Origin of the sequence: Bradyrhizobium sp. CCBAU 53421 (assembly GCF_015291625.1) — a bacterium.
Classification (GTDB): Bacteria; Pseudomonadota; Alphaproteobacteria; order Rhizobiales; family Xanthobacteraceae; genus Bradyrhizobium.
This window is the reverse complement of record NZ_CP030047.1, coordinates 1,665,450-1,678,659: the sequence shown is the minus strand read 5'-3', so window position 1 is coordinate 1,678,659 and position 13,210 is coordinate 1,665,450. Positions and strand designations below refer to the sequence as shown.

Genomic DNA, 13,210 nt, shown 5'->3' with positions numbered 1-13,210 from the left:
GTCTGCCGGGGTTAGGCCGCCGCGCGGAGCGGCGGAAGATCGAAGTAGGCTTGATCCGGAGTGCGGTCGTCAAGGCTCGAATGAGGCCGACGACCATTGTAAAAGTCTAGATACTGACCAATCGACGTCGCGTGTCAGCAACGGTTTCGTAGGCTCGCAGATAGACCTCCTCGTATTTGACGCTGCGCCATAGCCGTTCGACGAACACGTCGTCCCGCCAGGCTCCCTTGCCGTCCATGCTGATCGCAATGCCATTGTCGGCGAGTACGCCGATAAAGGCCTATCCGGTGAACTGCGAGCCCTGATCCGTGTTGAAGACATCCGGCTTGCCGTGACGAGCCAGGGCATCCTGAAGCGTCTCGACGCAGAATGCCGCCTCCATGGGATCGATACGCGCCACGACAACACGCGGCGGCTGAACCAGTCGAGCACAACCGCCAGATAGACGAAGCCGCGCGCCATCGGGATGTAGGTGATGTCCATCGCCCACACCTGGTTCGGCCGCGTGATCTCCATCCCGCGCAGCAGGTACGGGTAGATCTTATGGCCCGGCTCGGGCTTTGTCGTCCGTGGACGGCGATAAAGCGCTTCTATCCCCATCCGCCGCATCAGCGTCTTCACGTGCCGACGGCCGATCTTGCACCCCTGCAAAGCCAGCAGGCCTCGCAACATACGCGAACCGGCGAAGGGATACTCCAGGTGCAGCCGATCGAGACGCTGCATGATCTCGAGGTCGGCTGAAGAAACTGGACGCGGCAGATAATACACGCTGCCGCGGCTGATCTTCAAAACCTCTGCCTGCTTCGTGATCGACAGATCGTGCTCACGGTCGATCATCGCTTTGCGCTCAGCAATCCCGCCTTGGTGAGCGCTCCTTCTAAAAAATCGTTCTCCAGCGTCAACTCTCCGATCTTGGCGTGCAACGACTTCACGTCGATGGCGGGCGTGGCCGGTGTCCCACCTCCCGGTCCGAAAATATCGGAGGCGCTGCCCTCAAGCTGCGATTTCCAGGCCGTAATCTGATTGGGATGAACGTCGAAATGCTCCGCCAACTGGGCTATCGTGCGATCGCCCTTGACGGCGGCCAGCGCCACCTTCGCCTTGAAGGCCGGTGAGTGGTTCCAGCGCGGTGGCCTGCTCATGATCTCTCCTGATTCGCAGGCTCAGCGTGCCCGCTGTCAGGCAGAAACTCCACTTATCGCCCTGTTCAAATTTGCGGAGCCGGCTCAGTTCGCCAGCAGGTCCGCACAGAAACACCTACGGCACCGCCGATCTCGTTCTGCACCTGTGGCGTGGGAAGAGGCTCCAAGCCCCGGTGCTGATCGGAAACAAAATTGACGCGGGATTCACGCGGGATCAGCCGCAAGGGTATCGGATTTCTCGGGACGCCCACATCGCTCATGGGGTCGCGCCCTTGGTCGCCACCCTCCTGATTTCGCCTTCGATTTACATCAGCGGTTCTCGTCTCGTAGACGATTTCGATGGCGCTTTGCCATACGAAGCCCTCCGGCCACTCGTCCATGAGGATGATCGAGCGGCGGTGGAAACTGCCATCGGGCGTGCCAGTAGCCCTTACGAGCCGGTCCCGGTCGAAGCGGTGATGAGCTTCTTTGATGGCTACGCCCAGATCGTTGGGAAAGCCTATCCCGACCTCCGGATCAAGACCAACCCGAACAGCGGCAATGCCCGACTCGAAGCGTCGAGAACCATCTACTTTGACACGCGCGCGAGCGGCTTCCGCAGCTATCCCTTCCTGCTCAAGGACAACAAGGTGGCCAGCATAAGAGTCTCGCATCAATGTTGGGATTCGGGCGCACCGAGCACCAGCGTCAAATTGATGCTCGACGGCTGGGCCGCCCACCTGGCAAAGGCTGTTCCAATCTTACAGCCAGCCGTGGCAGGCAAAAGATTGTATATCCGATCAGCCGGCAGGAGCTTGGCCATAGTCGCGGACACCGCCCGCCTCGACAACACGCACTCTGCCCCGGCTCAGCAGCAGGCCATTGAGCAAGCCTTGAAGAAGCTCCAGCTGATCAGGGATACTTGGGACGGAATGGAGTGGCAAAGGCCGCGACGGTGCTTGGCAGATAAAGCGCTACCGGCTAATGGACGAGAACGAGGCTATCCGCCTCGAGATAGGGCCCGTCGCGACCCCGCATGATTTCGGTGAATGTGACGATGCGGCATGTCCGCTAGGTCCGCAGTCGTGGCGACAATGCCGTCTGCGAATGCTCCGATTTCATTATATAGTGGTTTCATGAAATACATGATATAGTGATTTCATGAAGGCGGCGCGCCCCTCCGACGAGACGGACGAGTATCTGCAGATTCAGGTGCCGGCGGTCACGAAACACCACCTTTGCATTCGGGCTGCGGAAACGCGCGAACCCATTCGGGTGGTGGTCCTCCGCGCGTTAAAGGCATATGGCGTGACCGTACCGGACAAGGCAATCTCCGACCGTCGAAAGAAGCGGACAGCATGACGGACGAATTTTCCCCGCTTACCGTCGAGGACTATGCCTCGCAAGCGTTGACCACTGACCTGCGCAGTGACCGTGGTTCGCTCACATTTCCGTTGCTCGGCCTGTTTGGTGAGACGGGCAGCCTCCTCAGCGAGGTCAAGAAGAAACAGCGAGACCGAGCTTCATACCTCGGCTACGCCGGCGCCGTAGTCGAGGAACTGGGCGACGTTCTTTGGTATCTCACGGCGGTCGCCGCGCGAGGTGGATTGTCTCTCGGAGAGATCGCCGGGAATCTGAATCGAGGGTATGCCGACTGGCAGCGTGCGCCCGACGCCGCACTTTCATTCGCCTCTCTACAGCCTGCAATAATGACGCGCCGGTTGGAGCCCACTCCGACCTTTGAGAAGACGCTCCTCCAATTGGCGGGTGAAGTCGGCTTGCTCGTGACCGATCACGAAGCAGGCCGTCTGGCCGACAACCAGTCGGCGTTGGCCGGTCGCCTTGTCGCGATCATGCGCACGTTGATTCAAGCTGCAAACGAGGCGGGCGTCACGCTCGAGGCGGCTGCGGTCAAGAATTTGAGCAAGATCTTCGATCGTTGGCCGCGCCGACGATCATATCCCGCGCCTCTCGACGAATCTGCCGAACCCGAAGAACAGTTGCCTCGCGATCTCTATGTCGACGTTTCTGAGCGTAATGTTCGAGGCCAGACTTATGTGTGCCAGCGTTGCAATGGCCTGAACGTCGGCGATCGTTTGACAGATAACGCCATGACAGCCGATGACTATCGCTTTCACGATGTTTTCCATTACGCTTATGTAGCTGTCTTGACGTGGTCGCCCGTCATCCGCAGCCTTTTCCGCCTCAAGCGGAAAAGCGACCCCAAGATCGACGAGGCTCAGGATGGCGCGCGCGCCACTCTCATCGAAGAGGGCGTCGCCACGTGGATCTTCGGGCAAGCGCTCGCGCTAGACCTCTTCGCCAACGTGAAGTCAGGCGAACTGCCGTTCGACATGCTGAAGCATGTCCGCCAGTTCGTTGCTGGATACGAGGCCGAACGAATTCCGCTGTGGCTTTGGGAGGACGCGATCTTGCAGGGCTATGCCGCTTTCCGCTTTCTGCGCGAGCATCGGCGCGGGCGTCTTCACATCGATACGAATAACCGTCGCCTAACCATCGAGACACTACCTTGAAGACGCCGAAGTCGTTCGCCCAAGCCCTTGCTGAAACCCGCCTTCCTTCGGTGTTCAACCCTTACGCCGATTGTTGCGCGACGTATGATCGCGCGGATGCAGCGCGCATCCGGCGGCGCAATCTCGTGCGGTGCTTGGACGCGGCCCTGACCGCTCATGTCGATACGATCTGGATCGCCCGCGATCTGGGCTACCGCGGCGGCCGCAGAACGGGCGTGCCGCTGACGGACGAGGTTCATTTGAGCCACGCGGCGGCGCTGATGGGCGGCATAGCACTGGATCGTGCAACAAGAGGTCCTGTGGTCGCGGAGCGGACCGCCGCCATCGTCTGGAGCGTGCTGACTCGAATCGGAGAGCCCGCCGTCTTGTGGAATATCTTTCCTCTTCATCCGCACGAGGCCGATGACCCCTTCTCAAACCGTTGCCACACCAGGGCCGAGCGCGAAGCCACGTGGCCATTGCTCACGGCTCTCATTGCGATGATCAAGCCGCGCCGGATCGTGGCAATCGGCCGCGATGCCGGCATGGCGCTGAACGGCCTCGATACAACGGTCGAGATCGTCCGCCATCCAAGTTACGGCGGCCAAGCTGAGTTCATCTCGGGTGTCAATCACATCTACGGTCTCGCAGCCGCCGATGACGATCGACAGACGCTCGAGCTTCCATTCTTTCCTCAAGCCGCGAGAGGGGCCGCTGCCTGATCGAACTCTGCGATCATCGCAGTAATGTCGGACCGGCTAGCAGCCTTTCCGTTGCGGCGCGGGTGGTCGATTTCGGCATGGGTGGAAATGACGGTGAGCGCGCCAACCTTGAGGTCGGCCTCATCAGCGACAAAGTCCATTAGGCGGCCAAGTCCAATCAGGTTGCCCAACAGCTTTTCAATATAAAAGTGATTGCGATACATCACGGTCAAAGTCAGTGTTTTTTCCGTGCCAGGTATGACCTTGAAGCTCATAAAACTGAGGCACTGTCCGCCATAAGGCGAATTATCGACATCCCGGACAGGATCGAATAGCGACAGCTCGAATTTGTTCAGGGCTCGCACGTCCTCGTTCTTCAGGCGCGCAACGATATCCCAAAGCTGATTGGGCGCGTCACCCTCGGCCACCGGAAATTGAATCATGCGCTCGAAATAGTATCCGGACCAACGTTCGCTTCGCCGAACTTTCTTCAGAACATTGTCGCGGAAAACATCGAAGAAGGCGGGAGCGCCATAGCGGCGATAGAGGCCGGCCGGAAAAATGGTGTTCGCCACCGTCTCCACCGATTTGTCGCAGTTAGATAAGAACTCGTCGACCACCGCGACTCGGGCATCCGCCAGCGTTGCATGGGCGATCGGATCTGCAATGTCGATGATCACATTGTAGGCCGAGTGGCCCGGTCGGGCATCGACGGCGCGCACGGCTTCGCGCCAGGCGCTCGCGCAGTCAGGCTGCGACGGGATCGGCAAGTACATCGACGTCCTCCAACAAGATTGCGGCCGCATAAATGCGTGGCCCAAGGAACCGCTCCGTAAGCCAGCCGTAGCCCGCATCGCCCCAGGTCGGCCCCCAACTATTGCGCACCAACACGGCACGCTGGCCGTCGACCTTCCCATGCCCAACCGCCACCACCGCGTGGCGCCGGTCGGGCTCGGATTGCTCGCCGGGCGATGGATCGACGACACCCTGAGGGTTGCGCTGATAGAAGGCGCGCGACAGCATCGTCAGAACGATCACCGGGCGCCCTTGGTCCAATTCCTGGATGACGTGGTCGATCGAGTGGGTAGCGACGGCGCCATTGCGGCCGAACAGTTTGCCGAGCTCACGCGGCGGCACCCATGACGCCGCATCTGCGGGTGTTGCGGATAAATAGGGCCAGCCGCTCTCTACGGGTTGCCCATCCTTGTGAAGCGCCTCCAGCATCGAAGAAAGGAGCGCGCCGGTGTCCGGCGCCCGGCCGGCGCGCCGTTGCGCCTGATAGAAGGCATATTCGCAGGACAACGGCACCCAGCCCTCACGTAGAGAGGCATGTGCATCGCTCGCCGCGAAGGCAAGGCAGGTAGGGCGCGCCCCTTGATTGCGGGCGGCGCCGAAAGAAGCCCGCAGATCGACCGAAATCGTAATGTCGCTCATGCCGCCTCAAGCAGCCTCCGCCGTTCGGCGCGGGAAAGCCCCTCTTGCTCAGGGCCGGTGAGATCGAGGTCCACGGCAAGAGTCGCAAGAGGCGGATCAGGATCCCATGGTCGACGTTCGTCGATCGCGAGCCGTCCGCGATAAGTGTCCGGTGGCGTTGCAGTCACGCGCCGGATGACGGGGCCGCCGACGCCGTCGGCGTCAATCGCCTGCAGGTCATCGCGCACGACGGCGAACCCACTCTCTTTGAGCTGATCGATATCCCAGAGATAGCCTCCGCCGCTATGTTCTTCGAGCCGGAGAACAAACAGATCGTTGCGGCTCCCGTCGATGCGCGCACCTGCGTCGCGCTCGGTGAGCAGCCAGACGTCTCCCCTGTAGTCCTGCGGCTGATAGGCCTCGAGCAGGGCGACTTTCATCTCACGCGGTTTGGTCTGAAGGAGTTCCCGGGCCTGCGTCGCCTGGATGAATCTGTGGCGGGCGAGCGTCCAGCAAGTCGCCTCATAACTCGCGCCGATTCGCAACGAGAGCTGGTAGACCGCACTCGGTCGGCGAAAATCGGGAACGGTCCAGCCCTGACGAGTCGCATGCCAAGCGACGAGCCAGCGCGGCATCATGAACTCGACAGCGAACGCGTCGGCCTCAACCTCCTGAAAGTCGCCGGTCGGCTGCGCTTGCAAGGGCATCCGTCGCAGAATGCTTTCGTCATCGAGACTGGGCTGATGCTGGAGGCGGAAATGTCCGAGCTCATGCGCCGCAGTGAACCGTTGAATGCTCATCGGACGCTGTGTCGTGACGAGCACACCAGGTACAGGATCGCTCAGATAAGCACCGAGGAGGCCTTGCAGGGGTCGCACGAGCAGGGGCAAATCTACGGAATGGATGGCTGCGAAAACATCGACGTTCCCCCGGCCGCCTCGATCTGCTGACGCAGGTCAAGTTGCCGATGGAGCCGCGCCGCAGCCATCGTGCCAGCGCGAACCGCGCTCGGATAATCCGCAGCCACCATCGGTTAGCCTTGCGCGGCGCGCGAGCGAGCGCGCAGGTATTCGGCGAAACGTCCGAGCTCGGTGCGGTCCTGCTCCGACAGGTCGGCCGCCTTGCGCGCCAAGTGGGCCACATCGATTGGCAGGCTCGCCGCAGCGTCTTCTCCAGTGAAATAGCCCACCGGCTGACGGTACAACTTTGCAAGCCGGGCGAGTTCGATCGCCTCGACGCGGCGTAGACCGTTCTCAATATCCGTCAGGGCGGTTCGCGGGATCTTCAAATAAGTTGCGACCTCCTCCTGCTTGAGACCGAGGTACTTGCGAGCTTCACGGAGCCGATCGCCGAGAAGCCGGCGCGCTTCGTCATCGTTATCCTGATGAACTGCGAGATCGGTCATGATTTCGCTCCTTTCTTCTTCGTCCACTCTTTCTCCAAACGGGGCAGTAGCTGGCCGAGTGCGCCCTCGACGGACATGTAGCCGCCTGCGCGGACGACGCTCTCAGGCAGTTCGAACCCGACAATCGGTTCGACTGCGCACAGGATTGAAACGACCACCAACGAGTCCACGTGAACGGATGCTTTGGCGATATCTGCAGGTGCCGCGGGCAGGGCCATGCCCCTAATCGACGCCTCGATCTTCACAGCCTCGACCAATTCGTCGCGCAATTTCGCCTCGACGGCGGCCAAGGGGAACGGCGCAATCTTGACGGGCGGCGGAGCGAGCGTGGTGGTTGTTACCATCTCTGTGTCTTTCTAGGACCCGCAGCGAATATAATGTCTGATTTTCCGACATGCAAGGGTTTCGTGCCTTCGGTGGAGGAGCGCGGTCAGCGCCCGACGCGATGCAGGCGGAAAAGCTTTTCGAAGAAATCGGTGATCCTCAGTTCGGCGCCCTCGCCGACCAGCTCATTCGCTCCGAATCGGTAGACCTCATAACCGGCGAGGCGCAACTCGCGGTCAGCCGATACCATGTCACCATAGATCTTCAACGACGGATGGCCATTCTCGGAGAAGTGGTGTTTTCCATCCACCCCTAGCACGATGCGTTGGCGCCCCGGGAGAAGGAGCAAAAGTCCATGCGCTGGCGCGGAAGCGGAAGGCGATGGCGCAAGGTTTTCACGACAGCGGGGTGGATGGTAGAGACGAGCCTTGAAGCGGTAGCCTTTGCGGGGCCTCACTGTTGCTGACGTTTTCACGTCAGTGCCCTCACCGAGCCGGCATGGCTTCTTGAGCTCGCCACCGGGTCACCGGAGGCGGTCGCCCGCCCCCGGTTCCCACAGAACGTGGCGTGCGGATTTCCCGCACCGACGCTCTTCGACAGTTGGTTCACAGCACTGCTAGCGCCTGCAGCTCCCGATAAGGGAGGCGCAGCTTAGGCTTCAGCAACGGTGTCCGTTCTTTGATTTGGTTGAAGGCGTCCCAAGTGAGGCGTCGGCCTGCCCAGCTGCGGCTGCGCAGCATTCCGCGCCAGTAACGCTCCACGGCCCGATAAACTTTTACGAGGCTCCGGAGATTTCCGGCGACGCCGTAATAGCCATAGTGGCCGCGCAGGACGACGTTGATTTCATCGGCCTGGTCACTGATCTTGTAATGCCGTATTCGCCGCATCAGCTCCTGCAGAGACATAAGGCTGCGCTTTAGCCGAGATTTCTCGGTACGCATCCCAACCTTGAAGTTGCCTCTTTGGTTTCGCGGGCAATAGAGCGTTAGACCCAGAAAGTAGATTGTTTCCGGGCGGTTTCTGCCGCGTTTGCCCGCGTGTCTTTGCGCGAACCGACCAAACTCGACCAACTTGGTCTTGGTCGGCTCTAGAGTGAGGCCGAACTTCCCCAACCGAAGACGCAAGGCCTCCTGTACGCGGATGGCGTCCGATCGATATTGGAAGCAGATCACAAAGTCGTCGATATAGCGCACCAGTCGGGCTTCGCCCCGCAACCGGCCCTTCACCACGCGTTCGAACCAGAGGTCGAGAACGTAATGAAGGTAGAGGTTGCTCAAAAGCACACTGATCGATCCGCCTTGTGGCGTTCCTTGTTCGCTCGGATGCACCGCTCCGTCTTCCAAGACACCCGCTTTCAACCAGCGCCGGATCAAGCTGATCAGGCGCGGATCACCGACTCGATGTTCGACAAACCGGAGGACCCGATCATGATCGAGACTCCCGAAAGACTACTCGACAGACTACCCACCACCGCGCTCATCATCTCGACGACTATCCCGATCAGGTAACCATCGTTCGGTCGCGCCATCCCTTTGAGGGATCTGCGCTCAATGTGCTTGGCTGGTGTCATCGACGCGGCGAACTTCATCTGACGCTTGTACTGCCCGATGGTACCCGTGCCCTTGTACCGGCCGCGTGGACAGATCTGGCTATCGCACAACATTTACCGCATGCAAGCCCGCAATTAGCTCAAGCGGCATTCCTGGCTTCCCACGCCGAGTTGCTGCACGCCCGGACGATCGTCGACGCTTTGCTGCGGCAATCGGATGCCGCGCATACTGTCCTGCCACCGGAATCGGAGGACAGCCATGCAGCAGCTAAGCTTGCTCGACCCACCACCTCAGCACGGTGCCGTACCCGTATGGGAGGCCCTCGATAAAGAGCAGCGCGCACATCTCGTGCTGCGACTCGCCCGACTAATCGCCCGAGCAATCGCCACTGCCGGAGATCACAACGATGAACGAACTGAGCAAGATCACCGCTGAGCACCTACGCCGATGCGCAATCGTTTACGTGCGTCAGTCCAGTACGACGCAGGTCGAGCATAATCGCGAGTCCACTGCCCGTCAGTACGAGTTAGCCGAACGCGCCGCGCGGCTTGGTTGGCGACGCGATCAGGTGAAGGTCATCGATGAGGACCTCGGTATTTCCGGTTCCGGCCTTTCCGAGCGCACCGGCTTCGCGCGTATGACCGCGGAGGTCGGCCTCGGCCAGGTGGGCATCGTGCTCGGCTTGGAAGTCTCGCGACTAGCGCGCAATAATGCTGATTGGTACCGTCTGCTCGATCTATGTGGCCTGACCCACACGCTCATCGGTGATGGAGATGGGATTTATCATCCGGGCTTGTTCAATGACCGCCTGGTGCTCGGGCTCAAAGGTACGATGTCAGAGGCAGAGCTGCATGTGCTGCGTGCGCGGCTGCTCGGTGGCATCCGCAACAAGGCCGCACGCGGGGAGCTGCACCGCGGGCTGCCGGTGGGTCTGGTACGGGGCGACGCCGACGGGGAGGTGCTGTTGCATCCTGACGAGTCGGTGCAAGCCGCGATCCATGCGGTCTTCGACCGCTTTGCCGAATTCGGCTCGGCACGACGCGTGTGGCTGTGGTTCCGCTCACAAAGGCCTGCGCTTTCCGCTGCACTCCAACGGCCTTGTCGATCTCCGCTGGGTCGCCCCCACTTACACAAAGATCCACCAGGTCCTCACCAACCCGTTCTATGCCGGCGTTTATGTGTATGGCCGCACCCAGCAGACATGCTATCTCGATGCGGGCGGTCGAATCCGAAAGCGCATCAGACAACGCGATCGCGAGCAGTGGCCGGTGTTCATTCGTGACCATCATGCCGGATACATCGATTGGAATACCTTCGAGGCGAACCAGAAGCGCCTGGCGCAGAATATCCGTCCTCGACCGCACCAGAGCGGGGGCGCCGTGAGAGAAGGCGCAGCACTCCTGCAAGGCCTCGCCGTATGCGGACACTGCGGTCGGCGCCTGGCCGTACACTACAGCGGCCGGTTCTCGGCGCCCGGATATCACTGCGCCGGCAAGAACATCGTCAACGGCCGGGGCGAGTACTGCCTCAACATCGGCGGTGTGCAGATCGATGCGGCTGTCGTCGAAGCGTTCCTTGCGGCTCTCGAGCCCGCAGGCCTGGAAGCCTCGCTCCAGGCGATCGAGCAATTCGACGCCGATCACGAGACGACTCTCGCGCAGTTCCGTCGCGACGTCGAGCGTGCGCGCTACAACGCGCGGCGCGCCGAGCGACGCTATCGCGCTGTGGACCCGGAGAATAGACTTGTCGCGCGTGGTCTCGAAGCAGAATGGGAAAGCGCTTTGCTGGAACTGAAGACTGCCGAATCCGAACTCTCGGACCGCGAACATGCCCGACCGCGCTCGCTTACGCACGACGAACGCGACGCGATCCTTGCACTCGGTAAAGACCTCAAGCGTATCTGGTTCGCTCCCACGACGAGCGATCGCGATCGCAAGGAATTGCTCCGCACGCTGCTCGACGATGTCACCTTGAGAGTCGAGCGCGATAAATACAGCGCTCACCTGACGCTGCGTTGGCGCGGCGGTCTCTTCAGTGAAGTTAATGTCCCATTGCCGCACTCGCATCCATCGCCGATCCGCACCGCCGACGATACGATCGATCTGCTGCGGCGACTGGCTGCACATTATCCCGACACCAAGATCGCCGGCATCCTCAATCGCCAAGGCCGTACAACGGCCACAGGACTGTCGTTTACGGCAAATCGTGTGTCGAGCCTGCGGACGCACTGGGAGATCCCGTGCTTCGAGCCGAAACAGCAAGTGCAGGACGGCGAGTGCATGACGATAGAGAAAGCAGCACGCGCTCTCGGGATCGCACCCTCTACTCTGCATCGCTGCCTCAACGATGCCCGATCACCTGCCGCGCGAGATCATCACCCACGGCGGGGTTTGCGCCTGCCCGGCCTGCGGCTCCGAGCGGTTGCGCAGGATCAGCGACGATGAGCGGGAGGTGCTGGAATATGTACCATTACACTTCAAGGTCATCGTGCATGTGCGGCCGAAACTGAGCTGCCGGGACTGCGAGGCCATTACGCAGCCGACGATGCCAAGCCTGCCTATCGAGCGCGGCAGGCCCGGCCAAAAGTTGATCGCCCATGTGCTGGTCTCCAAATATTGCGACCACCTGCCTTTGAACCGACAGTCCGGAATCTACGCGCGCGAGGGCGTCGACCTGGATCGATCGACCCTGGCCGATTGGGTCGGACGGGCTGCATGGATGATGGCGCCGGTAGCTGAGCGCATCGGCGACTACGCTCGCGCCGGCCCGACCATCCATGCCGACGACACGCCGATCCCGGTTCAGGATCCCGGACGCGGGCGCACCAAAAGCGGCCGGCTATGGGTCGTTGTGCGCAATGAAGGCACCTGGGGCTCGCCCAATCCACCGGCGGCCTACTATCGCTACTCGCCTGACCGCAAAGGTGAGCACGCTCAAGCCATTCTGGCGCCTGCATCCGGCTTCCTGCACGCCGACGCCTGTGCCGGCTTTGACAAACTCTACGAACCGGATCCGATCAGCGACCACGCAGCCAATCGCATTGACGAGCTTCTTCCCTGGAACTGGCGCGCCCCATCCGACGCCAGACTGGCGGCCTGACCGTGGCTGCGATCACCCGAGTTTACACCCTCCCGCTCGCTGCCGAAATGCTCGGCGAGAACGCCGAACTGCTGTGGGAGGTCTATGTCGACATGGAGCCGGAAGACGGTTGCCTCTGGGTCTACGGGCCCGACGATCAGCAGATCCCCGCCTTCACTGACTTCGGCCTCGAAAGCCTGACCGACTTCAACCTTGAAGTTGAAACAGCGATCGCCGCGGCGCATGTGACCCCGCGGGGCCAAAGTCAGAGTTGCATGTCTGCTGAATCTAGCAAGAGTGGAATGGAGCGAACGACAGAAACTGCTTGATTGCGGAGCGGACGGTTCGCCATCCAGTTTCTGTTTGTTTTGCTGTAAGACCGATTAGAGGGGATGGCGCCTGTTGTCGTTGGAGAAGGACGAACTCGTGTTCTGACACACGAGGACGACGCGCGCTTCGCACATTTCCTAAGGCATCGCTGTCCCAAGGTCCGCATACACGGGTGCGACTTCACTGGGGGTTAGGGGCCATCTGTCGGCGGCCTGCCGCGGCGATTCGGACACAGCTTGATAAACGAGTAAAATACTTGGCTGCCGAAACAGCATTTTGGTCTTCGCTCGTTCGGCGACGCGTTGACTTGCTTGCCATCACCGGCGTTGGCGTTTTCTTCGGTCAGTTTCGCTTCGTCTCGTCGAAAGCGATCCTCGCGTCGAAGCTTAGGGATTGTTTGTTCGTGGCGTCGAAGCAAAGGCCCGAGTAGAAACAGGAAAAGGGGAATTTCAGATCGCGTGCGACCTAGGAAGTGGGCGTCGTGCAAAGGACCGGGAACGAAGAAACGATAGGCTCGCAACCGGCATACACCGCAATCGTGTCGAAGTAGGAGGAGCTTCCCTGAAGGAAGAAACACGTTGCAGAGGTCGTTGAACCGAGCTCTCTCAAAGTCTGAGATCGGAAGCTCGTCTCCAACGTAGACGCCATCGATGGATGACTTTCGCCAGGACGTCGGCCCACTCGCGCGGATCGGTCAGTCAGCCCTTCGCAGCAACGCACTCGGGTGCTGGAAATGGCGGCTCCGGGGTTCGCCAACGTTCGCCCATGCTTATTC

Annotated in this window: 12 protein-coding genes and 4 pseudogenes; 7 read left to right on the top strand and 9 right to left on the bottom strand. The window is 60.8% G+C overall.

Annotated elements, in window-relative coordinates; translation table 11 throughout:
- Positions 1–11: 11 nt before the first annotated feature.
- Positions 12–1,142 (bottom strand): annotated as a pseudogene (locus tag XH92_RS07915) (IS3 family transposase).
- 272 nt (positions 1,143–1,414) lie between these two features.
- Here XH92_RS07915 and XH92_RS07910 point away from each other — a divergent pair.
- From XH92_RS07910 to XH92_RS07895, 3 genes are all read left to right on the top strand, one after another.
- The gene (locus XH92_RS07910; protein ID WP_194458727.1) at positions 1,415–2,161 is read left to right on the top strand and encodes a hypothetical protein; all 747 of its coding nucleotides are present in this window, start codon (positions 1,415–1,417) and stop codon (positions 2,159–2,161) included.
- A 318-nt stretch (positions 2,162–2,479) separates the two neighbouring features.
- Positions 2,480–3,655, top strand: coding sequence for a nucleoside triphosphate pyrophosphohydrolase family protein (locus XH92_RS07900; RefSeq protein ID WP_194458725.1), 1,176 nt, complete (start codon positions 2,480–2,482; stop codon positions 3,653–3,655).
- The gene (locus XH92_RS07895) at positions 3,652–4,356 is read left to right on the top strand and encodes a uracil-DNA glycosylase (RefSeq protein ID WP_194458724.1); all 705 of its coding nucleotides are present in this window, start codon (positions 3,652–3,654) and stop codon (positions 4,354–4,356) included. Before XH92_RS07900 ends, XH92_RS07895 begins: the two co-directional genes overlap by 4 nt.
- Here the strand turns inward: XH92_RS07895 and XH92_RS07890 are convergent.
- The 8 genes and pseudogenes from XH92_RS07890 to XH92_RS07855 form a co-directional block, all read right to left on the bottom strand.
- Positions 4,329–5,111: a hypothetical protein gene (locus tag XH92_RS07890; RefSeq protein WP_210345542.1), complete on the bottom strand. Its 783-nt coding sequence runs from the start codon at positions 5,109–5,111 to the stop codon at positions 4,329–4,331. The genes XH92_RS07895 and XH92_RS07890 overlap by 28 nt on opposite strands.
- The gene (locus XH92_RS07885; protein WP_194458723.1) at positions 5,083–5,769 is read right to left on the bottom strand and encodes a C1 family peptidase; all 687 of its coding nucleotides are present in this window, start codon (positions 5,767–5,769) and stop codon (positions 5,083–5,085) included. The genes XH92_RS07890 and XH92_RS07885 overlap by 29 nt, the downstream gene beginning before the upstream one ends.
- Positions 5,766–6,548 (bottom strand): ImmA/IrrE family metallo-endopeptidase, encoded by a 783-nt coding sequence (locus XH92_RS07880; protein ID WP_194458722.1) that lies wholly within the window; start codon positions 6,546–6,548, stop codon positions 5,766–5,768. Before XH92_RS07880 ends, XH92_RS07885 begins: the two co-directional genes overlap by 4 nt.
- A 233-nt stretch (positions 6,549–6,781) precedes the next feature.
- Positions 6,782–7,153, bottom strand: coding sequence for a helix-turn-helix domain-containing protein (locus tag XH92_RS07875; protein WP_194458721.1), 372 nt, complete (start codon positions 7,151–7,153; stop codon positions 6,782–6,784).
- Entirely contained in the window at positions 7,150–7,497 is a 348-nt protein-coding gene (locus tag XH92_RS07870) for a hypothetical protein (protein WP_210345541.1), read from the bottom strand. Before XH92_RS07870 ends, XH92_RS07875 begins: the two co-directional genes overlap by 4 nt.
- An 86-nt stretch (positions 7,498–7,583) precedes the next feature.
- Positions 7,584–7,952, bottom strand: coding sequence for a hypothetical protein (locus XH92_RS07865; RefSeq protein ID WP_246788310.1), 369 nt, complete (start codon positions 7,950–7,952; stop codon positions 7,584–7,586).
- Positions 7,953–8,082: 130 nt separating this feature from the next.
- A pseudogene (locus XH92_RS07860) lies at positions 8,083–8,862 on the bottom strand (reverse transcriptase domain-containing protein); the annotation flags it as partial.
- Positions 8,856–9,065, bottom strand: coding sequence for a hypothetical protein (locus XH92_RS07855; protein WP_194458720.1), 210 nt, complete (start codon positions 9,063–9,065; stop codon positions 8,856–8,858). The pseudogene XH92_RS07860 and the gene XH92_RS07855, both read right to left, overlap by 7 nt.
- A gap of 368 nt (positions 9,066–9,433) precedes the next feature.
- On the opposite strand from XH92_RS07855, the pseudogene XH92_RS42915 reads away from it, so the two are divergent.
- The 4 genes and pseudogenes from XH92_RS42915 to XH92_RS07840 form a co-directional block, all read left to right on the top strand.
- Positions 9,434–9,874 (top strand): annotated as a pseudogene (locus tag XH92_RS42915) (recombinase family protein); the annotation flags it as partial.
- Complete coding sequence (locus tag XH92_RS07850) at positions 9,795–11,471, top strand: recombinase family protein (RefSeq protein ID WP_371817969.1); 1,677 nt, start codon at positions 9,795–9,797, stop codon at positions 11,469–11,471. The pseudogene XH92_RS42915 and the gene XH92_RS07850, both read left to right, overlap by 80 nt.
- Positions 11,374–12,033, top strand: a pseudogene (locus tag XH92_RS07845) (IS66 family transposase); the annotation flags it as partial. The gene XH92_RS07850 and the pseudogene XH92_RS07845, both read left to right, overlap by 98 nt.
- 95 nt (positions 12,034–12,128) lie before the next feature.
- Complete coding sequence (locus XH92_RS07840; RefSeq protein WP_194458718.1) at positions 12,129–12,434, top strand: hypothetical protein; 306 nt, start codon at positions 12,129–12,131, stop codon at positions 12,432–12,434.
- Positions 12,435–13,210 lie beyond the last annotated feature (776 nt).